Here is a 21,186-nt window from a genome sequence, read left to right as displayed (position 1 = left end):
CGTGGCAGACTCGCGACCATGAGCGACAGCACCGACACCCCCGTCTACGGATCCGGGGCTGCCACCCCCGCCGCGCAGTCCGAGGGCCTGACCCGGGTCACCCGAATCCACCACCTCGCCGAGCTCAAGGCCAAGGGTGAGCCGTGGCCGATGCTCACCGCCTACGACTTCACCTCCGCCCGCCTCTTCCAGGAGGCCGGCGTCCCCGTCCTGCTCGTGGGCGACTCGGCCGCCAACGTGGTCTACGGGTACGACACCACGGCGTCGGTCACCACGGAGGAACTCCTGCCCCTGGTCCGTGCGGTGGTCCGCGGCGCCCCGAGGGCGCTCGTCGTGGCCGACATGGTCTTCGGCTCGTACGAGGTCTCCGACGAGCAGGCCGTCGCCTCCGCGATCACGCTCATGCGCGAGGGCGGCGCCCAGGCGGTCAAGCTCGAGGGCGGCGTGCGCATGGCGTCCCGCATCCGGGCGATCGTCGAGGCCGGTATCCCGGTGATGGCCCACATCGGCTTCACCCCGCAGTCCGTCCACGGGCTCGGCGGTTTCCGGGTTCAGGGTCGCGGTGACGAGGCGGCCGAGCAGCTGCTCGCCGACGCCCGCGCGGTGCAGGAGGCCGGCGCCTTCGCGGTGGTTCTCGAGATGGTGCCGGCCGACGTGGCCGCCCGGGTCACCGACCAGATCGCGATCCCCACCGTCGGCATCGGCGCCGGCAACGGGTGCGACGCCCAGGTGCTGGTGTGGACCGACATGGCCGGCTACGCCACGGGCCGCTCCCCCAGCTTCGTCAAGCGCTACGCCGAGATCGGCGACACCCTCCGCGAGGCGGCGCGGCAGTACGCGACCGAGGTCCGCACCCGCGACTTCCCGGACGCGGACCACAGCTTCGCCCGATGAACGCGCCCCGACGCGCGCCGTACCCGGAGATCGAGCCGTACGAGACGGGGATGCTCGACGTGGGCGACGGCCAGCTCCTCTACTGGGAGACATGCGGCACCCCCGACGGAACCTCGGTCGTGTTCGTCCACGGCGGCCCCGGCGGTGGGTGCTCGGCGCAGCACCGGCGGATGTTCGACCCCACGGCCTACCGGATCGTGCTCGTCGACCAGCGCGGGTGTGGGCGCAGCACCCCACACGTCGCGGACGGCGCGGACCTCGCCGTCAACACCACGTGGCACCTCGTCACCGATCTGGAGCGGCTCCGCGAACACCTGGGCATCGACCGCTGGCAGGTGTTCGGCGGCTCGTGGGGCAGCACGCTCGGCCTCGCCTATGCCCAGGAGCACCCCGAGCGGGTCACCGAACTCGTCCTCCGCGGGGTCTTCCTGTGCCGCACGGAGGAGATCGACTGGTTCTATCGTGGCGGAGCAGCCCACCTGTTCCCCGAGGCGTGGGAGGGCTACCTCGCCCCGCTGCTCGCGGCCGACGGCCCGGACGCCGTCGCCGCCCCCGGGTACGACCACGTGGCCGCCTACCACCGCCTCCTGCACTGCGGTGCCCCCGAGACCGAGCTCGCGGCGGCACGGGCGTGGACGACGTGGGAGACCACCACGTCGACGCTGCTGCCCCGCCCGGCCGCGACCGACGACGACCCGGACCGCTTCGCGCTGGCGTTCGCTCGCATCGAGAACCACTACTTCGTCCACGACGCGTTCCTCGCCGGCCGCGCGATCCTCGACCGGATGGACCGGATCGCGCACCTGCCCGCGGTGATCGTCCACGGCCGCTACGACGTGGTGTGCCCCGTGGCCAACGCATGGGACCTGCACGGGGCGTGGCCGGGCTCCGAGCTGCACATCGTGCCCGACGCCGGCCACGCGATGGCCGAGCCGGGCACGACCCACCACCTGCTCGAGGCGACAGACCGCTTCCGGCGCTGAGCCCCGTCCGGCCGGTCCGGCCGGTCCGGCGCGTCAGACCAGGCCGGCACGCTTGGCCATGATCACGACGCCTTTCTGGTAGGTCACCGGGAACAGCCGCACCAGCACGTCGAGGACGTAGGCGTCCGGACCCACGAGGATGCGGGGATTGCGCCACTCGATGCCGTCGAGGATCACGCGCGCGGCCTCGTGGGCGTCGGTGCGCGCGAGGTGCTCGTCGAAGGCCCGGGCGATGCCCGCCTGGTCCAGCCCCTCGGCCACCCCGGCGTTGCGGGCCACGGCGGTACGGATGCCGCCCGGGTGGACGCAGGAGACGTCCACGGGGTGCCCGGCGGCGAGGAGCTCCATGCGCAGCGACTCGGTGAACTGCTGCACCGCGGCCTTGGCGGCGTTGTACGCGTTCTGGGTGGGGATCGAGGTGAAGGCGAAGATGCTGGAGAGGTTGGCCAGGTGGCCGTCACCGGAGGCGATGAGGTACGGCAGGAACTCCTTGGTGCCGTGGACGACACCCCAGTAGTCCACGTCCATGACGCGGGCGATGTCCTTGTAGGACGACTGCTCGACCGTGCCGGTGAACGCGATGCCGGCGTTGTTGATCACGCAATGGACCACCCCGAAGTGGGCGGCCACCTGGTCGGCGTACTCGGCGACGGAGCCCTGTTCGGTGACGTCGAGCCGGTCCGTGCGGACCTCGGGCGCTCCGACGGAGTCCGCCAGGGCGGCGGTGGCCGCCAGGCCGTCCGCGTCCACGTCGCTCAGTGCGAGCCGGGCTCCGCGCCGGGCGGCCTCGACGGCCAGTTCGCGGCCGATGCCCGACGCTGCGCCGGTGATGACGACGACCTTGTCCGCCATTCGCCAACGCGGGCGGCGGTCGAGGACGGAGCCCACGGTGCCGAGGACGGTCTGGACGGGGATGCGGGGCACACGCAGCTTCACCGGGCCGGCTCCCGGAGGACGGCGGGGTCGGTGGTCGGGGTGCGGTGGTAGGCGCCGAGGTCGAAGCGCCGCGTGGCGTTGCGGAACCGGAACGTGAAATCGGGCCAGACGGCGGGCGCGTTGCCCTTGGCGTCGAGGTACCAGCTGCTGCACCCGGTCACCCACACGGTCTCGCCGGTGTCGGCGCGCAGCTCGGCGTTGTAGGCGTCCTGGACGGCCTCGCGGACCTCGACGGTGGCCAGGCCGCGGTCGCGCATGGTGCGCAGCGCGTCCACGAGGTAGGCCAGCTGCGACTCGATCATGTAGATCATCGACGAGTGCCCCAGGCCGGTGGCGGGCCCCACCAGCACGAACAGGTTGGGGTAGCCGGCGACGGTGGTGCCCTTGTAGGCCTCCATCCCCTCGCGCGACCATGTGTCGGCGAGGGTCCGCCCGTCGACTCCGCGGACACGCTCGAAGAACGGGGAGTCCGTGACGTGGAAGCCGGTGGCAACCACGAGGACGTCGGCCGGGTGCTCGACGCCGTCGGCGGTGACGACACCGCGGGGCGAGACCCGCTCGATAGGGTCGGTGACGAGGTTGACGTTGAACCGGGTGAGCGCCCGGTACCAGTCGTTGGAGAGCAGGATCCGCTTGCAGCCGATCTCGTACCGCGGGGTGAGCCGGGCCCGCAGCTCGGGGTCGCGCACCTGGATCGCGAGGTGCGCGCGGGCCAGCGCCCGGATCGGCGCGAGCGCGGACCGGGTGCGGGTCAGGCCCACGACCTGCAACTCACGGCTCGCGTACTGCAGTGCCCGGACGGCCCGCTGGAGGCCGGGGATCTTGCGGTAGGCGGCGCGCTCGAGTCGCGGGTACGGGCGGTCCATCCGGGGCAATACCCAGGGGGCGGTGCGCTGGTAGACGTCCAGGTGTCCGACCGTCGGCGCGATCGACGGCACCACCTGGACGGCGGAGGCGCCGGTGCCGATGACCGCCACGCGGCGGCCGGTGAGCGGGACCGAGTGGTCCCAGCGGGCGGTGTGGAAGACCTCGCCGGCGAAGTCGGCGAACCCCTCGATGTCCGGGTAGTTGGGTTCGCACAGGGCGCCCACGCCCAGGACGAGTACGCGGGCGTCGTACTCCCCCGCCGTGGTGCGGACGGTCCAGCGCCCCCGGTCCGGGTCGTAGCCGCAGGCGGTCACCTCCACGCCGAAGCGGATCTTCTCCCGCACCCCCGCCCGCTCGGCGGTCCGCCGGATGTAGTCGTGGATCTCGCCCTGCGGCGAGAACGCGCGCGACCAGCCGGGGTTGAGGGCGAAGGAGTAGGAGTACAGGTGCGAGGGCACGTCGCAGGCCGCGCCGGGATAGTGGTTGTCGCGCCACGTCCCGCCGACGTCGGCGGCCCGTTCGAGGACCACGACGTCGTCGAACCACTCCTCGCCGAGCTTGATGACCGCGCCCAGGCCGGAGAAGCCGGCCCCCACGACGAGTACGTCGACCCTGGTCGTCTGATCCACTGGTTCTCCCCCTCGGCTCCGGCGTCCTCCTGGCCCCGGAACCCTGTGACCGGAACCACGCCCACCCTACCCGCCGGTCAGTTCCCGTAGGGCTGCGTGAGGGCCACGGTTCACCCGGACCTGGTACAACCAAGCCATGACGAGCAGCGCCCACGTCGAGATCGAGAGCAAGTTCGAGGTCGGGGACGAGACCCCGGCGCCCGCGCCGGACGCCTTCGCGCCCCTGGTCGCGGGCGAGCCCGTGGTGCACCGCCTGTCCGCCACCTATCTCGACACCGCCGACCTCTCGCTCACCCGCCACAAGATCACCCTCCGCCGCCGCACGGGCGGGGACGACGACGGCTGGCACCTCAAGCTCCCGGCCGAGACGGGCCGGCTCGAACTGCACGCCCCGCTCGGTGACGACGACGAAGTCCCCGCCGAGTTGGTGGCGGCGGTCGCGGGCCTGGTCCGGAACCGCCCCTTGACCCCGGTGGCCCGCATCGACAACGAGCGCCGGGTGCTGCTCCTGCGCGACGACGCCGGCGTGCCGGTGGTCGAGTTCTGCGACGATCGCGTGACCACCGAGTCGTTGACCGGCGTCACCACCGGCGGCGGGGGCGACTGGCGGGAGTGGGAAGCGGAGATCGTCGATCCGGACCTGCCCGGGTCCGAGGAGCACCTGGCCGCGGTCTCCGCGGCGTGCGCCGCCGCCGGGGGCACACCCTCGTCGTCGGAATCCAAGCTCGCCCGCGCCCTCGGCACCCTCCCCGCCGCCTTTCCCCCGGGCGTCTCGGCGGTCAAGGACGCCCTCGCGGCGGACCTCAACCAGCTCCTCGACCACGACCCCGGCGCCCGCCGCGGCGCGATGCGGGGCATCCATCAGATGCGGGTGGCCGTGCGCGGGCTACGCAGCACCATCGGCACCTACGCCACGGAGCTCACCGCCGAGACCGAGGACACGGACCTCGACCTTCCCGCCCTCCTCGGCGAGCTCAAGGTGCTCGCCGCGGTCCTGGGGAAGGTGCGCGACCTCCAGGTGGTGGACGAACGGCTGGAGCGGCTGGCCGAGGAGTTCACCGACGACCTGGTCTCTCCCGTGACCCGCGAGCGGATCCGCACCGAGCTCGGCGCCGAGGAGCGCCGGGCGCAGACCCGCGTCGCGGCCGCGCTCGCCTCGGACCGCTACCTCGAGCTGGTGGACCGGCTGCACGAGCTCGTCGAGGTGGCTGGCTCGGACCCCGCCGCGGGCGGCGGGAAGAAGAAGGAGAAGGCGACGTCGAAGGAGAACTCCGGCGTCTCGCCCACGAAGCGCAAACGCGCGGCGCAGGACATGGTGCTGCGGGGCGTGGACCGCCAGTTCGCCAAGTTCACCAAGGTCCGCACCCGCACCGAACGCGACCTCGACTCGCTCGATCTCACGCTCGCCCAGCGCGAGGAGCTCACCCACGTGGTCCGCAAGCGCGCCAAGGCGCTGCGCCGCAACGTCAACGCCCTGCCCGAGTCCGGCGACCTGTCGGTGGCACCGCTGCGGACCGCCTGCCAGCGGCTGCACACCGTGCTGGGCGACGTGCAGGACAGCGTCACCGCCCGGTTCTGGCTGCGGCGGATCGCCCGGCGCGCCGAGGCCGCCGGCGAGTCCACCTTCGGGCTCGGCGTGTTGTTCGAGCACGAGCGCGGGTTCTCCGAGCGGGCACTGGCCGGGTTCGAGCACGACGCGGCGACGGTCACCGCCGCCTATCGGGAGCTGGCCGAATCGCGGCGCGCCGCGCGTCGCCGCAAGGGCAAGAAGGGCGACAAGGGCAAGAAGAAGCACTGACCGGGGTCGGCGGGAGCCGCCCGGCCGGGCCGCCCGGGCGGCTCAGTCGTGCTCGTCCTGCGCGTCCCACTCCTCGTTGCGGGCCCTGGCCCTGCCGAGCGCGGCCTCGGCCTCGGCGCGGGAGCCGTACGGGCCCATGCGGGTGTCCCAGTTGGTGACCTTGCCCTGGACCGCCTGGCCCTTCTCCGTGTCGTAGTACCACTTCTCGCCGCTCACGACGGCCTCCTCGAACTCGGACGGTCTCCTGCTGCTGTCGAACCTACCCCCGCACCGGCGGCTCGCCACCGGGATCGACCACGGCGAAGCGGACCCGCCGCTCGGCGACGTCGGCCTCGGCCACCGTGGCCGTCACCCGCGTGCCCACCCCGGCGGGTCCGGAGCAGTCGCCGAACACCGGCGGGTCCGCGCACCAGGCCTCGCCCGGCCCGCCCCCGGCGGGCGCCCGGAGCACCACGACGGGCCGCTCCGTGCCGATGAGCCCCTCGAGGACGAGAGCCTCGGCCAGGTCCACGCACGCGCGGTCGACCCGCCCGGCGACGCGGTCGGACTCGCGCATGGCCGCGGTGAGCTCGTCGTGCCGCGTGGTGACCCAGTCCGGGACGGGCCGGCCCGCGTACAGCGCCAGGCACGCCTCGGCGGTGTACCGGTCCACGACCCGCCGCAGCGGGGCGGTGACGTGGGTATAGACGCCGCCGATGCCGGCGTGACCCAGCGTGGCCGCATCGAGCCCCGGGCCGAGGACGGTGTAGCCGGCCCCGCGCAGACCCTTGGTTGCCTCGCGCATCATCGCCATGCCCGCCGGGGAGTTGGGGTCCACCCGGTCGAGCATCGCGCCCAGCCCCTCGGACGCCGACCAGGCCAGCCCCAGCGCGGTGGCCGAGTGGCGGAGTTCGTCGATCACCTCGGCGGGCGCGTCGGGCAGCGTGCGGACCAGGCCGATCCCACCCTCCACCATGAGGCCCGCGGCAGCACGGCCCACGAGCAGGGAGATCTGAGCGTTCCACTCGTCGGCGGCGACATGAGGCTCGATCGCCAACGTCCACCCCCACTCCGACCGCACGACCTCCTGGGCCGGCAGCCGCAGCGAGATCGCCCCGGCCCGGACCCCGCGCAGGCGCAGACGCTCGCCGAGCAGCGGCAACCCGGCGATCGACGGGTGGAGACGGCCCGTGTCGGCATCGGCCTGGACACCTGCGTAGTCCAGACGCGCGGTCGACCGTATGGTCGCGCGTTCCACCGCCACGGAGACGGTCTCTCCCTCGGAGTCCACCTCGACGGTCCACACCACGGCCGGGCGCACCTCGTCCGGCAGCAGGCTGGCCGAGCCCTCCGAGAGCACCGGTGGGTGCAGCGGGATCGCGCCGTCCGGCAGGTAGACGGTCTGGCCGCGGCGCAGCGACTCCGCCTCCAGCGCCGACCCCGGTTTCACGACCGCGCCGACGTCCGCGATCGCATACCGCACCCGGTGCCCGTCGCCCACGGCCTCGATGTGCACGGCCTGGTCGAGATCTCTGGCGCCGGGCGGGTCGATGGTGACGAACGGGATCTCGGTGAGGTCGGCCCGCTCGCCCGCGTGCCGGTCGGTCGCCTCCGCGGCGTCCCGCTCGACCTCCGGCGGGAACGCCCCGGGCAGGTCGAACTCGGCGCGCAGGCCGTCGAAGTCGATCGCGTCGGCGTGCAGGATCATGGGCGTTCGCTTTCTGGTCGGCTGCCGTCGCCGAGACTAGTCGGCCGCCGGCGGAGAACACCGGGCGGCGAACGAGCCGGCCTGTAAGCCGGATCCTGTGCCCCCTCCCGAGGGAGGGGCGACGACCATCCATCTGGACACACCGTCGCCGGGTGCCTCGAGCGGTCCACCCGCGGACTCGGGCGAGCAGCCCTCCTCTGCATCTCTGCAGTACATCCGCGCAGCCGCACCGTCTCCGGTGCGTCCTTCAACCTTGCTCCGGGCGGGGTTTACCGAGCCGCCCCGGTCGCCCGGGGCGCTGGTGCGCTCTTACCGCACCGTTTCACCCTTACCGCGCGGCCGCTCCCCGAAGGGCCCGGGCGCGGCGGTCTGTTCTCTGTGGCACTGTCCCGCGGGTCACCCCGGGTTGCCGTTAGCAACCGCCCTGCTCTGTGGAGTCCGGACTTTCCTCGGTCGCGGGCCTGGCGCAGCGGGTGCGCCGGTTCCCGGACCGCGGCCGTCCGGCCGGCTCGTTCGTCAGACCAGTCTAGTCGAGGTGCGAGGTGTCGTTGACCAGGTGCACCGACGTGGGACCGTCGGGGTAGAAGCGCACGTCGGAGACCGAGGCCAGGTCCAGGTGCAGGCGGAAGAGCAGCTCGTCGCCCACACCGAGGCCGGCCCGGATGGCGAGCTTGATGGGGGTCACGTGGCTCACCACCGCCACCACCCCGCCGGGCCGCTCGCCGACGATGCGGCGCAGGCCGCGCTCGACGCGGGTGCGGACCACCGCGAAGCTCTCGCCGCCCGGCGGCGGCACGGCCGTGTCGCCGAGCCAGCGGGAGTGCACCTCGGGGTCACGGGCGGCGGCCTCGGTGAAGGTCAGGCCCTCCCAGGCGCCGAAGTCGGTCTCGACGAGGTCGTCCTCCACCACCAGCGGCACGCCCGCGGCCCGGGCGGCGCGTTCGGCGGTCGCGAGGCAGCGGCGAAGCGGCGAGGTCACGACGGCCGACAGGCCCGGGATCGCGGCCAGACGCTCGGCGGTCCGCTCGGCCTGGCGCACACCCAGGTCGGTGAGGTCGGGATCGCCCTGGCCGGAGTAGCGGCGCTCCACCGAGAGCGGGGTCTGCCCGTGCCGGGCGAGCACGATCCGCGTGGGGCGGCCGGTCGCGCCGGTCCAGCCCGGCCCGGGGCCGGATTCCCCCGCGCTCACGAGGCCTCGGCGCGGACCACGATCACGCCGCACTCGGGGCAGGTGAGAACCTCGTCGTCGGCGGCGTCGCGGAAGGCCGCGACCGTCTCCCTGTCCAGGTCCATGGCACACCCCGAGCAGCGCGCACCGCCGAGCACCGCGGCGCCGACCCCGGCGCGCGCCACGTTACGGGCGTAGAGGGCGAGGAGGTCGGCGGGCACCTGCTCCGCGGCGCGGGCGCGCTCGGCGGTGCTCGCCGAGACGGCGTCCTCGAGGTCGGCGAGCGCGGTGTCACGCGCCGACCGCGCATCCGCCAGCCGCACGTCGAGGTCGGAGGCGGCGGCCCCGGAGTGCTGCACGTCCGCCTCGACGGCCTCGCGCCGCTCGTCCAACTCGGCGAGCTCGGCCTCGAGCGCCTCCTGCCGGCGGGCGAGGGAACGCAATTCGTACTCCAGCTCCGTGGCCTGCCGCTCGGAGACACCGCCGCCGGCGAGCAGCGCGGCGTCCTTCTCGCGCCGGGTCCGCACGGCCCGCAGGTCCGACCGCAACTTGGCGAGGGCACGGTCCAGGTCCTCGAGGTGGATGCGGGCGCGGGCCGCGGACTCGGAGACCGCGCGGCGCTCGGCCTCCAGGCGGTCGAGGTCGTCCTGCTCGGGGAGCACCCGGCGCCGGTGCTCGAGACCCGAGAGCCGCCGGTCGAGGTCGGCGAGCTCGACGAGTCGACGCTGGTCGGTAGGATCGGCCTTCATGACCGTCAAGCCTACCGCTCGGCGGCGTCGCCCCCCGCGCCGTGCCCGGCGGCCACGGTCCACGGGTCGGTGCGCGGGTCACACACCGTCGCGGTCACCCCCACCCCCTCCTCGAGCAGGGCGGCGGCCTGGGCGCACCACGGGAACTCGAGCGCCCAGTGCGCGGCGTCCACGAGCATCGGCCCGCCCTCGCGGAGGTGCTCGTCGACGACGTGGTGGCGCAGGTCGCCGGTCAGGTAGACGTCGGCGCCCGCCGCCCGCGCGGCGCCGAGGAGCGAGTCGCCCGACCCGCCGCACAGGGCGACGCGCCGGATCTCAGCGCCTGGATCGCCCGCCGCCCGGACGCCCCACTCGGTGGCGGGCAGCCGCTCGGCGACGAGCGCGGTGAACGCCGCGAGGGTCGTGGGCTCGGGCAGTTCGCAGACGCGGCCCAGCCCCGTGTTCGCGGGACCAGGCCCGGGGGCGGCATGGTTGACCAGCACGTCCATCGCCGGCACCTCGTACGGGTGGGCGGCCACCAGGGCGCGCCGGACGACCGACCGCAGCTCGGGCGGGGCCACGAACTCCACACGGGCCTCGCGCACCTCCTCGGGCTCGCCGACCGTGCCGATCGTCGGGTCGGTGCCGTCGCCGGGGCGGAAGCGGCCGGTCCCCTCGAGGGTGAACGAGCACTCGGTGTAGCCGCTCATCCGGCCGGCGCCGGCGGCGAACACGGCGGCGAGCACGTCCTCGGCGTCGTCGGCGGGGACGGTGAACACCCAGCGGTCCACGGTGCCGTCGCCGGACGGGGCCAGCGGCCGCCCCGGCTCCAGGCCGAGCAGCTCGGCGAGCGCGTCGTTGACGCCCGGCCGGGCCGAGTCCGCGTTGGTGTGGGCGGCGTAGAGGGCGCAGCCGCCGGCGATGAGCCGGTGCAGCAGCCGGCCCTTGGGGGTGTCCGCGGCCACCGAGTGCACGCCGCGCAGCAGCGGCGGGTGGTGGACCAGCAGGAGGTCGGCGCCCACGGCGAGGGCGTGGTCGACGACCGCGTCGGTGGCGTCCACGGCCACCACGACGGTCTCCACGTCCGCAGTGGGATCGCCCGCGACCAGGCCCACGCGGTCCCACGACTCGGCCAGCCGCGGCGGGTAGGCGTGCTCGAGCAGGTCGATCACGTCGGCGAGGGTGGGCCCGCTGGTCATCGTCGCATCCCTTCCGTCACGGCCCGCCAGGCGGCGACGAGCTCGTTCACCATCGTGCCCTCGCGCACCGCCAGCCGCAGGTGTCCGGCGTCCAGTCCGGGGAAGGTGTCGCACCGGCGGGTCGCGATCCCCCGCCCGGCCAGCCCCTCCCGGAACGCCACCGGGTCCACGCCGCGCGGCGTCCGGACCAGTACGAACGGCGCCTCGGGCGGCACCACCACGGCGATGCCCGCGGCCCCCAGCGCCCGCAGCATGGCCGTGCGCTGCGCCGCGACCTCCGCGCGGATCGCGGCCAGTCCGGCCTCCGCCTCCGGGCCGAGGCACGCGCGGATCGCCTCGAGCTGCAACGTCCCGAGCGGCCAGTGGGGGCGCCGGTCCGCGAGGTCGGCGAGGACGGCCGGGTCGCCGACCGCGTACCCCACCCGGAGCCCGGCGAGCGCCCAGGTCTTGGTGAGCGAGCGCAGCACCACGAGCCCGGGCAGCGCGGCCCCGGCGAGGGTGTGGGACGCCTCGTCCGCCACCACGTCGCAGAACGCCTCGTCGACCACCGTGACCCGCCCGGGGCGGCACAGGGCGGCGACGTCCGCGCGGGGGTGGAGGACCGAGGTGGGATTGGTGGGGTTGCCGACGACGACGAGGTCGGCCTCCGCCGGGACCGCCGCCGGGTCGAGCCGGAACGGCGCGTCCAGCACGACCCTCTCGACCGGCACGCCGGCGCGGCGCAGCTCGAGCTCCGGTTCGGTGAACGACGGGTGGAACACGGCGGCTTGCAGTCCGCGGCGCGCCGCGTGGTCGGCGAGCAGGTGGAACCCCTCCGACGCGCCGCCCAGGAGCAGGACGCGCTCCGGGCCCACCCCGTGACGGGCGGCGACGGCGGCGACGGCGGCCTCGTCGTCGTCACCCCCGGGGTACGCCGCCAGGTCGCCCACCCGCGCCGCGAGACGCGCGCGCAACCACCCGGGCGGGGCGTCGCCGCGCACGTTGACGGCGAAGTCGCGGCCGCCGGGGACGAGGTCGGCGTCCCCGTGGTGGCGCAGCGCGTCGAGCCCCGCGGCGTCGGTCATGCCCGTAGCCTAGAGCCGCCGACCGGGCCGTGGGGCCGCCGGGACGCGTCTCTGCCAGGATGGGGCCATGTCCGTCCGCCCCACCCTGCTCGTCGACCTCGACGGGACGATCACCGACTCCCTGCCCGGCATCGCCGCCTCCCTGCACCACGCGCTCGCGGCCGTGGACTCCGCCTGGGACGACTCGCGCGACATCCGGCAGATCGCCGGCCCGCCGATGCCGGAGACCCTCGCCTCGCTCGGGCTCGAGGGCGACCGCGCCGAGCGCGCGCTGGCCGCGTACCGGGAGCGCTACGACGCGATCGGCTGGTCGGAGAACTCCGTCTTCGAGGGCATGGACGACCTGCTGGCCCGTCTGGCCGCCGACGGCTACCGGATGGCTGTGGCCACGAGCAAGGCCGAGACGTCGGCACGACGCATCCTCACCCACTTCGGGCTCGCCGACCACTTCGCCTTTATCGGCGGCGCCGACCTGGCGGTGGGCCGCTCGGCCAAGGTCGACGTGGTGGCGCACAGCCTCGCCGCGCTCGGGATCGAGCCGGTCCCCGCGACCCGCGGCGGCACCGGCGAGGTGCTCATGATCGGCGACCGCGCCCACGATGTGGAGGGCGCGGCCCACCACGGCATCCCCACGGCGCTCGTGCGCTGGGGCTACGGCTCGCCCCGAGAGTGGGACACCGCCCGCTGGTCCGCGGCCGACACCACCGTGTTGGAGAGGATCGTCCATGCCTGGTGACGCCGCCCCCGGGGCCCTGCGGGTCGTGTTCGTCTGCACCGGCAACATCTGCCGCTCCCCCATGGCCGAGATCATGGCGCGCCGGGCGTTCGAGGAGGCCGGGCTGGCCGACCGCGTGACCGTCTCCAGCGTCGGCACCGGCGGCTGGCACGTCGGCGACGGCATGGACCCGCGCGCCGCCGCCGAGCTCGAGCGGCACGGCTACCCCTCGGCGCACACCGCCGCGCAGCTCGCCGACGACGACCACACCGCCCACCTCCTCGTGGCGCTCGACCGCGGGCACCGCGCGCACCTGCACCACGTGGGGGTCGAGCCAGACCGGGTGCGCCTGCTGCGCTCGTTCGACCCCGACGCCCACGGCGAGGACGTGGCCGACCCCTACTACGGCGACCACTCCGACTTCAGGCGCACCCGCGTCGAGATCACCGCCGCCCTCCCCGGGCTGGTGGACGAGGTCCGCGACCTGCTCGGGTAGCCGCCGGCGCGGGACGGTTACGCTGGAGGAATGCAGGCACTGCGGCAATTCCTCAGCCCCGGATGGGTCCTCGGCCTGCTGGCCGTGGTCCTGTTCACGTGGGCCTGCTTCGCCTTGCTCGCCCCGTGGCAGCTGGGCAAGAACGACGACCTGGACGCCCGCAACGCCCGCCTCGCCGAATCCATCGAGGCCGCCCCGGAGCCCCTGGGGCAGGTCGTGGAGTCCCCGGCCGACTTCGTCGAACGAGAGTGGCGGCTCGTCACCCTCGAGGGCACCTGGCAGCCGGACGCCGAGGCCCTGCTGCGCCTGCGCTCCGTCGACGGCGAGTTGGTCTACCAGATCCTCACGGTGTTCCGGAGCGCCGACGGCGAGGAGTTCCTCGTCAACCGCGGGTGGGTTCCCGTCGGCGAGAACAACACCGTGCCCGACTACCCCCGCGCCCCGTCCGAGCCGGTCGAGATCACCGCGCGCCTCCGCGCGACCGAGGCGGGCCAGGCCGAGCCGGTGCTCGTGGGCGGGCGGCAGGCAGTCCGGGTGGTGGACCCCGCCGTGCTCGGCGACACCCTGGGCCACGACCTCGAACCAGCCGGCTACCTGCAGCTCATCGGCGACCAGCCGGGGTCGCTGACCCCCGCGCCGGTCCCGGGCATCGAGAGCGGCCCCTACCTCTCCTACGGCCTGCAGTGGCTGCTGTTCGGCCTGCTCGCCCCCGTGGGACTGGCATACTTCGCGTGGAGCGAGATGCGCGCGCGCCGCCGGGTCGCCGAGCAGGACACGCACCCGCCGTCGTCCGCGGCCCCGGCGGGCGGCGGGGGTGACGGCGAGGGCGGCGCCCCCGACCCGGCCGGCAACGACGAGGGGACCCCCGACCCCGACCTCGCCGCCCGGGACCGCGCGATGTTCGACAGGTACGGCGAACGCTACGACGCCGAGCAGCGGCGCGCCGCCCGGCGTCGGGACCGGCTCCGCCAGCCGTGAGCCGAGGCCTGGCCCGCCACTGCGACCAGGGCAGCACCGACCTGCACCGCGCGCATGAGCCGGACCGCCCGCCGCACGTCCGCCGGGCCCGGCGCCGCCCCGTCGCCGAGGGTCGGCCGGTGCTCGACCCCGTAGGGGTACGGCGTTCGCCCGCCCAGTCGCACGCCGAGCGCGCCGGCGGTGGCCGCCTCGACCACGCCGGCGTTGGGACTGGGGTGCGCGGCGGCGTCGCGGCGCCACACCCGGAGCGACTCCCGGGCCCGGCCGCCGGCCACCCCCGCCAGCGCCGCAGTGAGCAGCCCCGCCGCGCGGGCGGCCGGCCACCCCAGGACGTCGTCCAGCCGGGCCGAGGCCCACCCGAAGTCCCGGTAGCGCTCGGAGCGGTGCCCCACCATCGCGTCGAGTGTGTTGGCCGCACGGTGCGCGGCCGCCCCGGCCGGGCCGGCGACCGCGGCCCAGAGAAGGGTCGCCACGGAGGCGTCGGAGGTATTCTCCGCCACCGACTCCACCACGGCGCGGGCGAGGTCATCCACGCCGAGCGCCGACGGGTCCCTGCCACACAGCCACGGCAACAACGCACGGGACCCGGCCACGTCTCCGGACCCGAGCAGGTCCGCCTGCCGAGCGGCGACCCCCAGCAGCGAGGTCCCGCCCAGGCTCGCCCACACCGTGGTCGCCGTCCACGCCGCGCGCCACGCGGGCCGCGCGGCGAGGGCGCGGTCCACCGCCCCCACCGACACCGCGGCCCCGCCCACGAGGACGCTGGTCAGGGCGACGCCGCGGACCCGCGCGACGGGTCCGCTCGGCACGGGCGCGTCGCCGACCGGGTGCAGGGCATCCTCCAGGGCGAGAGCCAGGCGGCCGAACCCGGCGACGGGGTGGTACCGCCCGGGGTCTGCCCAGACCAGGTCGGCCGCGAACCCCAGTGCGATGCCGAGGTGGCGGTACGGGTCGGGAGAACAACGCATGGCCCAAGACTGCCACCCCACCCGCCGCGCCAGGACGGGGCCCCGTGGGGCCGATGTGGCTGATGTGACAGGAGTGCTGTGCACATCCGGCGGCAGCGGTACAGTTCGACTGACCATGGTCGGGACAAGGGCCCGGCCGGGAGCCCGACTGCTCCGGAGCATCCGGGAAAGGATCGCCATGACCAGAACGCACGTCCACGCAGACCAGCCCGCCACAGCCCGCCGTCCGCTCACGCGCCGCGCACTCACCGCCACCCTCGCCGCGGGGATGGCGCTCGGCACCCTCGCCGCCGTGGCGCCGGCCGCGGGCGCGCAGGAGCACGAGATCGGGGGCGCGATCAGGGTGGAGTACCTCGCGGCCGCTCAGGCGAACGGTCAGTCGCCCGAGGACTTCTTCGGCCCGGCCCTCTCCCCCGAGACGCCGATCGCCCGGGACGGCCGCTTCCAGGTGTTCCAGAACGACCAGTCGATCTATTGGGCGCCGGGCGTCGCCGGTGGCCGGGCCAATCAGATCGGCGGCGCGATCCGGGACCGGTGGGAGGCCGAGAAGTGGGAGGTCGGCCCCCTGGGCTACCCGACCACCCGCGAGTGGAGCGGCAAGCCGTCCTCACGCACCGAGAAGGTCGCCCGGGGCAACCACTTCGAGGGCGGCACGATCTACGCCGTGCCCGACGAGGGCACCTTCGTCACCTGGGGCCTCATCCGCGACGCCTGGTGGCGCGACGGCGCCGAGAAGGGGTCATTCGGCCTGCCCGTCGGCCCCGAGAAGGCGACCGACGACGGTTGGGTGCAGGAGTTCGAAGGCGGAACGATCCGGGTCACCCGAGAGGGCCGCGTGAGCTTCGACTGGAACTACTCCCCCGATGAGAAGCCTTCCACGCCCTCGCCCGAGGCGGGCCTGGGCGACCAGCTCGCCGACATGGTGGCCGGGTGGATCGATCAGTTCTCCTGACGCGGCGGGGCGCCGCACGGCCGGCCCCCACGCACGAGTGAGGCCCCGGATCGACGGTCACCGTCGATCCGGGGCCCACAGAACGTGCGCGCGGAGGGACTCGAACCCCCGACCGCTGGTGTGTAAGACCAGAGCTCTAACCGCTGAGCTACACGCGCCGACACCGGCGTACGGGTGCACGCCGGTGCGGGTCAGAGTAACGCACCCCGGGGGCGGCGTACCGCGCCGGAGTGGGGACTCTACTTGCGGGGAGTGGCCTTCTTGCGCAGGGCGAGCCGGCTGCCGGCCCAGTCCCCGAGCGAGGCGGTACGCGTCTGGTGCATCCCGGAGGTCTGCGCCGATTCGGCGATCACCGCGGGCTCCACGTGGCCGTCGATTCCCGTCTTTGGCGTGAGCACCCACACGCAACCCTCGTCCGCGAGCGGGGTCATGACGTCCATGAGCCGGTCCACCAGGTCGCCGTCACCGTCCCGCCACCACAGCAGGACCGCGTCCACCACCTCGTCGGTGTCCTCCTCGAGGAGCTCCGATCCGACCGCGTCCTCCACGGCCTCGCTGATCGCCTCGTCACAGTCGGAATCCCATCCGACCTCCTGGACGAGCATGCCCTCCGTCAGTTCGAGCTGACCGGCAACCTGGCCCGCTCCGTCCTGTTGGTTCGCCGCGGCGACCACCGTGGTGTTCCTCCCTCGAGTTCGTTGGCGCAGAGTAGACCTCTGCTGCCCAGGAACACTACCCGCGCGGCCCTACCGGGGACACGCCTACCGCCCTTTTCGTGCCCGCCGACGGCGCCCCGTGTCGCCCGTCACGCTTTCGGGCACAATCATGGCCAGGGGCCCACCGGGCCCGTACCCGGTCCGTCGCCCGTCCGCCCCACACCCGCGTGACACGGCGGACCACCCGACTGCACCACGAGACGTGGCCGCCCCACCGGGAGGACACCGTAGAAGTGAGGACGAGACCGATGAGCGAGAACGCGGACACCCGGGAGACGGACGCCAAGACCACTTCCACGCCGACCAACGTGCCGGTCCTCCGGGAGGGCGTCGCCTCCTACCTCGCGGACACGGACCCCGAGGAGACCCAGGAGTGGATGGACTCGCTCGACGGCCTGCTCGCCGAGGCCGGCCCGGAGCGCGCCCGCTACCTCATGCTTCGGCTCCTCGAGCGCGCGTCCAAGAAGCGCGTTCCACTGCCCGCGCTCACCTCGACCGACTACGTCAACACCATCCCCACCGAGCTCGAGCCCGAGTTCCCCGGCGACGAGGAGATCGAACGGACCTACCGCCAGTGGATCCGGTGGAACGCGGCGGTCATGGTGCACCGCGCCCAGCGCCCCGGGGTCGGCGTCGGCGGCCACATCTCGACCTACGCGGGCGCGGCCCCGCTCTACGAGGTGGGCTACAACCACTTCTTCCGCGGCAAGGACCACCCCGGCGGCGGCGATCACGTCTTCTTCCAGGGCCACGCCTCTCCCGGCATGTACGCCCGCGCCTACCTCGAAGGCCGGCTCCGCGAGCACGACCTGGACGGCTTCCGACAGGAGAAGAGCCACCCCGGGCGCTCACTGCCGTCCTACCCGCACCCCCGCTGCCTGCCCGAGTTCTGGGAGTTCCCCACCGTCTCGATGGGCCTGGGCCCCATCAACGCCATCTACCAGGCGCGGTTCAACAAGTACCTCCACAACCGGGGCATCAAGGACACCTCGCAGCAGCACGTGTGGGCGTTCCTGGGTGACGGCGAGATGGACGAGGTCGAGTCGCGGGGCGCCCTGCAGATCGCGGCCAACGACGCGCTCGACAACCTGACCTTCGTCATCAACTGCAACCTGCAGCGCCTCGACGGACCGGTCCGCGGCAACGGGCAGATCATCCAGGAGCTGGAGTCCTACTTCCGCGGCGCCGGGTGGAACGTCATCAAGGTGGTGTGGGGCCGCGAGTGGGACGCACTGTTCGAGAAGGACACCGAGGGCGCCCTCGTCTCGCTCATGAACTCGGTCTCCGACGGCGACTACCAGACGTTCCGCGCCAACGACGGTGCGTGGATCCGCGAGCACTTCTTCGGCCGCGACAAGCGGACCGCCAAGCTCGTCGAGGACCTGTCCGACGACGACATCTGGGCCCTCAAGCGCGGCGGGCACGACTACCGGAAGATCCACGCCGCGTACAAGGCCTCGCTCGAGCACACGGGCCAGCCGACGGTGATCCTCGCCCACACCATCAAGGGCTACGGTCTCGGCCACAACTTCGAGGGCCGCAACGCGACGCATCAGATGAAGAAGCTGACGCTGGACGACCTCAAGCTGTTCCGCGACAAGCAGAACATCCCGATCACCGACGAGGAGCTCGAGGCGGACCCGACGCTGCCGCCGTACTACAACCCCGGCCCCAACTCGGCGGAGATCCGCTACCTGCTGGAGCGCCGGCAGGCACTGGGCGGCCACGTCCCCGAGCGGCGCCAGACCTTCACCCCACTCACCGTCCCCTCGCTGGACAAGCTCGCCTCGATGCGCAAGGGGTCGGGCAAGCAGGACGTGGCCACCACGATGGCCCTGGTACGGATCTGCAAGGAGCTCATGCGCGACGACGCGCTGCGCGAACGCTTCGTCCCGATCATCCCCGACGAGGCCCGGACCTTCGGCATGGACTCGTGGTTCCCGACGCTGAAGATCTACAACCCGCACGGACAGAACTACACCTCGGTCGACCACGAGCTCATGCTGAGCTACAAGGAGGCCAAGGACGGGCAGATCATGCACGAGGGGATCAGCGAGGCCGGCTCGGTGGCCGAGTTCACCGCCGCCGGCACCGCGTACGCCACCCACGGCGAGCCGATGATCCCGCTGTACATCTTCTACTCGATGTTCGGCTTCCAGCGGACCGGCGACGCCATCTGGGCGGCAGCCGACCAGCTCGCCCGCGGGTTCTTCCTGGGAGCCACAGCCGGCCGCACGACGCTCACCGGCGAGGGCCTGCAGCACATGGACGGCCACTCGCACCTGCTCGCCGCCACCAACCCGGGGATCATCTCCTACGACCCGGCGTGGGGCTTCGAACTGGTCCACATCATGCGGGCCGGCATCGAGCGGATGTACGGCCCCGGCGCCGCGCACGAGACGGAGACCGACGGCATCGACCGCAACGTCTCCTACTACATCACCCTGTACAACGAGCCCGTCCAGCAGCCGCCGGAGCCGGAGGATCTCGACGCCGAGGCGCTGCTGCGCGGCCTGTACCCGTTCCGCAAGGGGGAGAAGGGCACGCACAAGGCGTCGATCCTCGCCTCCGGCGTGGGCATGTACGCCGCGGTCGAGGCCCAGAAGCTGCTCGCCGAGGAGTGGGACGTCTCGGCGGACCTGTGGTCGGCCACCTCGTGGACCGAGCTCGCGCGCGACGGGCACGACTGCGAGCGGCATGCGCTGCGGCACCCCGACCAGCAGCCGCGCGTGCCCTTCGTCACCGCCTCCCTGCAGAACAGCGAGGGCCCGTTCGTCGCGGTGAGCGACTTCCAGAAGGCCGTCCCGGACCAGATCCGCGGCTGGGTCCCGGGTGACTACACGGTGCTCGGCTGCGACGGCTTCGGGTTCTCCGACACCCGGCCCGCCGCGCGCCGCTACTTCAACACCGACGCCCAGTCGATCGTCGTGGCGGTGCTCGCCGGACTCGCCCGGGAGGGCACGGTCGAAAAGCGCCTCGCCGTCGAGGCGGCGCGGAAGTACCGGATCGAGGACGTCATGGCCGCGCCCGAGCCCACGACGGACCCCGGGGTGGCATGACGGACGACGCGGCGGCGGGGACCCCGGCACCCGTGCCGGGGCGCTCCGCCACGCGCGTCCCCCCGGACGAGCGGCCGGTCTCCGACGCGCTGCTCAAGCGCATCACCCGGTACTCGGGGACCCTGTCCACCGAGGCCGTCCGCGCGCTCGAGGAGGAGCTGCCGTTCTTCGCCGAGCTCTCGGCCGACCAGCGGGCGGAGATCCAGCTCATCATCCAGAGCGCCGTCCGCGACTTCGTCACGTGGATGCGCAACCCCGACGCCCAGCACACTGACACCATCGCCGGGTTCAAGCTGCTCCCCAAGGGGCTGGGCCAGGGGCTGACGCTCCAGCAGACCGTGCAGCTGGTCCGGTCCACACTCGAGTACTTCGAGCTGGTCATGCCGCGGATCAGCCACAACGAGCGCCAGCGCGGGCTCATGATCGCCGCCGTGCTCAAGTTCGGCCGCGAGCTCGGGTTCACCGCGGCCTCCGTCTACGCCGCCGCCGCCGAGAACCGCGGTGCGTGGGACACCCGGATGGAGGCGATGATCGTCGACGCGGTGGTGCGCGGCGACCGGCACGCCGACCTCACCTCCGGCGCGTCGGCGCTCAACTGGGATCCCACCACGTCGGCGACCGTCATCGTGGGCACCCCCCACGCGGACCTCGGGATCGCCGCGGTCCCGGCAGTGCACAACGCGGCGGTCGCGGCGGGGCGGCACGCGCTCGCCGTGGTACAGGGCGCACGCCTCGTCGTCATCCTCTCCGGCGAGCTCGACTCCGTCCTGTCGGTCCCCGCCGCGCTGCTGGAGTCCTTCGCCCCCGACGAGCCCGTCGTGGTGGGCCACACGGTCGGCTCCCTCGGGGACGCGCCCAGCAGTGCCGCGGAGGCGCTCTCCGGTGCCGCGGCCGTCCGCGGCTGGCCGGGCGCCCCGCGGCCCGTGGCCGCGATCGATCTGCTGCCCGAGCGGGTCCTGGGGGGCGACCGCGGCGCGGCGCGCCTGCTCGTCGACCGCGTGGTGACCCCCCTGCGGGGCGCGGACCCCTCGCTCGAGGAGACGCTGCGCGCCTACCTCGACTCCGGCGGACACGTCGAGGCGTGCGCGCGGCGGTTGTACGTCCATCCCAACACGGTGCGGTACCGACTCAAGAGAGTCGGACAGATAACGCAGTTCGACCCCCTCGATTCGAGGGACGGTTTCGTGCTCCGGATCGCCCTCGTCCTCGGGATGTTCGACGAATCCCATTCACAGGAGACGTAGTTCTTCACACCTGCCACACTGTGTAACGAAAACGCTTCGTGATCAGATGGACGCCTGGCCAACTCGGCTTTTGTGGGAAACCCACAAAAACCGGCGGGTGATTCT

The 21,186-nt window shown here is 73.5% G+C and carries 19 protein-coding genes, 1 tRNA gene and 1 other RNA gene; 9 read left to right on the top strand and 12 right to left on the bottom strand.

Annotation, left to right across the window (positions count from 1 at the left end):
• Positions 1 to 18: 18 nt before the first annotated feature.
• Entirely contained in the window at positions 19 to 894 is an 876-nt protein-coding gene (gene panB, locus ACH0BZ_RS08150; RefSeq protein ID WP_406897612.1) for a 3-methyl-2-oxobutanoate hydroxymethyltransferase, read from the top strand.
• Positions 891 to 1,877, top strand: coding sequence for a prolyl aminopeptidase (pip, locus tag ACH0BZ_RS08145; protein ID WP_406897610.1), 987 nt, complete (start codon positions 891 to 893; stop codon positions 1,875 to 1,877). Before panB ends, pip begins: the two co-directional genes overlap by 4 nt.
• 33 nt (positions 1,878 to 1,910) lie before the next feature.
• Here pip and ACH0BZ_RS08140 read toward each other — a convergent pair whose 3' ends face one another.
• Together ACH0BZ_RS08140 and ACH0BZ_RS08135 are read right to left on the bottom strand one after the other, a co-directional pair.
• Positions 1,911 to 2,729 carry an SDR family NAD(P)-dependent oxidoreductase gene (locus ACH0BZ_RS08140; protein WP_406897728.1) on the bottom strand — a complete coding sequence of 273 codons (819 nt, stop codon included), beginning with the start codon at positions 2,727 to 2,729 and terminating at the stop codon, positions 1,911 to 1,913.
• Between the two features lie 80 nt (positions 2,730 to 2,809).
• Entirely contained in the window at positions 2,810 to 4,309 is a 1,500-nt protein-coding gene (locus tag ACH0BZ_RS08135; protein ID WP_406897609.1) for a flavin-containing monooxygenase, read from the bottom strand.
• A gap of 136 nt (positions 4,310 to 4,445) precedes the next feature.
• On the opposite strand from ACH0BZ_RS08135, the gene ACH0BZ_RS08130 reads away from it, so the two are divergent.
• Positions 4,446 to 6,107 carry a CHAD domain-containing protein gene (locus ACH0BZ_RS08130; RefSeq protein ID WP_406897608.1) on the top strand — a complete coding sequence of 554 codons (1,662 nt, stop codon included), beginning with the start codon at positions 4,446 to 4,448 and terminating at the stop codon, positions 6,105 to 6,107.
• Positions 6,108 to 6,149: 42 nt separating this feature from the next.
• On the opposite strand, the gene ACH0BZ_RS08125 is transcribed toward ACH0BZ_RS08130, so the two are convergent.
• From ACH0BZ_RS08125 to cobC, 7 genes are all read right to left on the bottom strand, one after another.
• Complete coding sequence (locus tag ACH0BZ_RS08125; protein ID WP_406897607.1) at positions 6,150 to 6,323, bottom strand: SPOR domain-containing protein; 174 nt, start codon at positions 6,321 to 6,323, stop codon at positions 6,150 to 6,152.
• Between the two features lie 43 nt (positions 6,324 to 6,366).
• The gene (locus tag ACH0BZ_RS08120; RefSeq protein WP_406897605.1) at positions 6,367 to 7,794 is read right to left on the bottom strand and encodes an RNB domain-containing ribonuclease; all 1,428 of its coding nucleotides are present in this window, start codon (positions 7,792 to 7,794) and stop codon (positions 6,367 to 6,369) included.
• A 68-nt stretch (positions 7,795 to 7,862) separates the two neighbouring features.
• An RNA gene (gene rnpB, locus ACH0BZ_RS08115) (RNase P RNA component class A) lies at positions 7,863 to 8,306 on the bottom strand.
• Between the two features lie 14 nt (positions 8,307 to 8,320).
• Entirely contained in the window at positions 8,321 to 8,983 is a 663-nt protein-coding gene (locus tag ACH0BZ_RS08110; RefSeq protein ID WP_406897604.1) for a histidine phosphatase family protein, read from the bottom strand.
• Positions 8,980 to 9,711: a zinc ribbon domain-containing protein gene (locus ACH0BZ_RS08105; RefSeq protein ID WP_406897603.1), complete on the bottom strand. Its 732-nt coding sequence runs from the start codon at positions 9,709 to 9,711 to the stop codon at positions 8,980 to 8,982. The genes ACH0BZ_RS08110 and ACH0BZ_RS08105 overlap by 4 nt, the downstream gene beginning before the upstream one ends.
• A gap of 11 nt (positions 9,712 to 9,722) precedes the next feature.
• Positions 9,723 to 10,889 carry a Nif3-like dinuclear metal center hexameric protein gene (locus ACH0BZ_RS08100; RefSeq protein ID WP_406897602.1) on the bottom strand — a complete coding sequence of 389 codons (1,167 nt, stop codon included), beginning with the start codon at positions 10,887 to 10,889 and terminating at the stop codon, positions 9,723 to 9,725.
• A complete protein-coding gene (gene cobC, locus ACH0BZ_RS08095; RefSeq protein ID WP_406897601.1) occupies positions 10,886 to 11,953 on the bottom strand; it encodes an Rv2231c family pyridoxal phosphate-dependent protein CobC in 1,068 nt (355 codons plus the stop codon). Before cobC ends, ACH0BZ_RS08100 begins: the two co-directional genes overlap by 4 nt.
• Positions 11,954 to 12,020: 67 nt before the next feature.
• Between cobC and ACH0BZ_RS08090 the strand changes: the two genes are divergently transcribed.
• The 3 genes from ACH0BZ_RS08090 to ACH0BZ_RS08080 are packed head-to-tail and all read left to right on the top strand — an operon-like array spanning position 12,021 to position 14,142.
• Positions 12,021 to 12,689, top strand: coding sequence for an HAD hydrolase-like protein (locus ACH0BZ_RS08090; RefSeq protein ID WP_406897600.1), 669 nt, complete (start codon positions 12,021 to 12,023; stop codon positions 12,687 to 12,689).
• Positions 12,679 to 13,164, top strand: a complete 486-nt coding sequence (locus ACH0BZ_RS08085) for a low molecular weight protein-tyrosine-phosphatase (protein ID WP_406897599.1) — start codon at positions 12,679 to 12,681, stop codon at positions 13,162 to 13,164. Before ACH0BZ_RS08090 ends, ACH0BZ_RS08085 begins: the two co-directional genes overlap by 11 nt.
• 30 nt (positions 13,165 to 13,194) lie before the next feature.
• Positions 13,195 to 14,142 (top strand): SURF1 family protein, encoded by a 948-nt coding sequence (locus tag ACH0BZ_RS08080; protein WP_406897597.1) that lies wholly within the window; start codon positions 13,195 to 13,197, stop codon positions 14,140 to 14,142.
• Here the strand turns inward: ACH0BZ_RS08080 and ACH0BZ_RS08075 are convergent.
• On the bottom strand, positions 14,085 to 15,110 hold the full coding sequence (locus tag ACH0BZ_RS08075) for a CobD/CbiB family cobalamin biosynthesis protein (protein ID WP_406897596.1): 1,026 nt from the start codon (positions 15,108 to 15,110) through the stop codon (positions 14,085 to 14,087). The two genes, ACH0BZ_RS08080 and ACH0BZ_RS08075, sit on opposite strands and share 58 nt — an antisense overlap.
• A gap of 178 nt (positions 15,111 to 15,288) precedes the next feature.
• On the opposite strand from ACH0BZ_RS08075, the gene ACH0BZ_RS08070 reads away from it, so the two are divergent.
• Positions 15,289 to 16,062: an LGFP repeat-containing protein gene (locus ACH0BZ_RS08070; protein ID WP_406897595.1), complete on the top strand. Its 774-nt coding sequence runs from the start codon at positions 15,289 to 15,291 to the stop codon at positions 16,060 to 16,062.
• 85 nt (positions 16,063 to 16,147) lie between these two features.
• On the opposite strand, the gene ACH0BZ_RS08065 is transcribed toward ACH0BZ_RS08070, so the two are convergent.
• Both ACH0BZ_RS08065 and ACH0BZ_RS08060 read right to left on the bottom strand, forming a co-directional pair.
• A tRNA-Val gene (locus ACH0BZ_RS08065) sits at positions 16,148 to 16,220 on the bottom strand.
• A gap of 81 nt (positions 16,221 to 16,301) precedes the next feature.
• Positions 16,302 to 16,736: a DUF3052 domain-containing protein gene (locus ACH0BZ_RS08060; protein WP_406897594.1), complete on the bottom strand. Its 435-nt coding sequence runs from the start codon at positions 16,734 to 16,736 to the stop codon at positions 16,302 to 16,304.
• Positions 16,737 to 17,026: 290 nt separating this feature from the next.
• Between ACH0BZ_RS08060 and aceE the strand changes: the two genes are divergently transcribed.
• Both aceE and ACH0BZ_RS08050 read left to right on the top strand, forming a co-directional pair.
• Entirely contained in the window at positions 17,027 to 19,837 is a 2,811-nt protein-coding gene (gene aceE, locus ACH0BZ_RS08055) for a pyruvate dehydrogenase (acetyl-transferring), homodimeric type (protein ID WP_406897593.1), read from the top strand.
• Positions 19,834 to 21,081, top strand: a complete 1,248-nt coding sequence (locus ACH0BZ_RS08050) for a PucR family transcriptional regulator (RefSeq protein WP_406897591.1) — start codon at positions 19,834 to 19,836, stop codon at positions 21,079 to 21,081. The genes aceE and ACH0BZ_RS08050 overlap by 4 nt, the downstream gene beginning before the upstream one ends.
• Positions 21,082 to 21,186: the final 105 nt, after the last annotated feature.

It is taken from the genome of Dietzia sp. 179-F 9C3 NHS (assembly GCF_045369825.1).
In the GTDB taxonomy this organism is placed as follows: domain Bacteria; phylum Actinomycetota; class Actinomycetes; order Mycobacteriales; family Mycobacteriaceae; genus Dietzia.
Note: the sequence above shows the minus strand (reverse complement) of the source record. Positions and strands in the feature narration are given on the sequence as shown.

What these genes read in the sequence shown, in the direction of transcription:
- panB (WP_406897612.1), top strand. Translation starts at nt 19, where the DNA reads ATGAGCGACAGCACCGACACCCCCGTCTACGGATCCGGGGCTGCCACC.
- pip (WP_406897610.1), top strand. Translation starts at nt 891, where the DNA reads ATGAACGCGCCCCGACGCGCGCCGTACCCGGAGATCGAGCCGTACGAG.
- ACH0BZ_RS08140 (WP_406897728.1), bottom strand. Translation starts at nt 2,729, where the DNA reads ATGGCGGACAAGGTCGTCGTCATCACCGGCGCAGCGTCGGGCATCGGC.
- ACH0BZ_RS08130 (WP_406897608.1), top strand. Translation starts at nt 4,446, where the DNA reads ATGACGAGCAGCGCCCACGTCGAGATCGAGAGCAAGTTCGAGGTCGGG.
- ACH0BZ_RS08120 (WP_406897605.1), bottom strand. Translation starts at nt 7,794, where the DNA reads ATGATCCTGCACGCCGACGCGATCGACTTCGACGGCCTGCGCGCCGAG.
- ACH0BZ_RS08105 (WP_406897603.1), bottom strand. Translation starts at nt 9,711, where the DNA reads ATGAAGGCCGATCCTACCGACCAGCGTCGACTCGTCGAGCTCGCCGAC.
- ACH0BZ_RS08100 (WP_406897602.1), bottom strand. Translation starts at nt 10,889, where the DNA reads ATGACCAGCGGGCCCACCCTCGCCGACGTGATCGACCTGCTCGAGCAC.
- cobC (WP_406897601.1), bottom strand. Translation starts at nt 11,953, where the DNA reads ATGACCGACGCCGCGGGGCTCGACGCGCTGCGCCACCACGGGGACGCC.
- ACH0BZ_RS08090 (WP_406897600.1), top strand. Translation starts at nt 12,021, where the DNA reads ATGTCCGTCCGCCCCACCCTGCTCGTCGACCTCGACGGGACGATCACC.
- ACH0BZ_RS08085 (WP_406897599.1), top strand. Translation starts at nt 12,679, where the DNA reads ATGCCTGGTGACGCCGCCCCCGGGGCCCTGCGGGTCGTGTTCGTCTGC.
- ACH0BZ_RS08080 (WP_406897597.1), top strand. Translation starts at nt 13,195, where the DNA reads ATGCAGGCACTGCGGCAATTCCTCAGCCCCGGATGGGTCCTCGGCCTG.
- ACH0BZ_RS08075 (WP_406897596.1), bottom strand. Translation starts at nt 15,110, where the DNA reads ATGCGTTGTTCTCCCGACCCGTACCGCCACCTCGGCATCGCACTGGGG.
- ACH0BZ_RS08070 (WP_406897595.1), top strand. Translation starts at nt 15,289, where the DNA reads ATGACCAGAACGCACGTCCACGCAGACCAGCCCGCCACAGCCCGCCGT.
- aceE (WP_406897593.1), top strand. Translation starts at nt 17,027, where the DNA reads ATGAGCGAGAACGCGGACACCCGGGAGACGGACGCCAAGACCACTTCC.
- ACH0BZ_RS08050 (WP_406897591.1), top strand. Translation starts at nt 19,834, where the DNA reads ATGACGGACGACGCGGCGGCGGGGACCCCGGCACCCGTGCCGGGGCGC.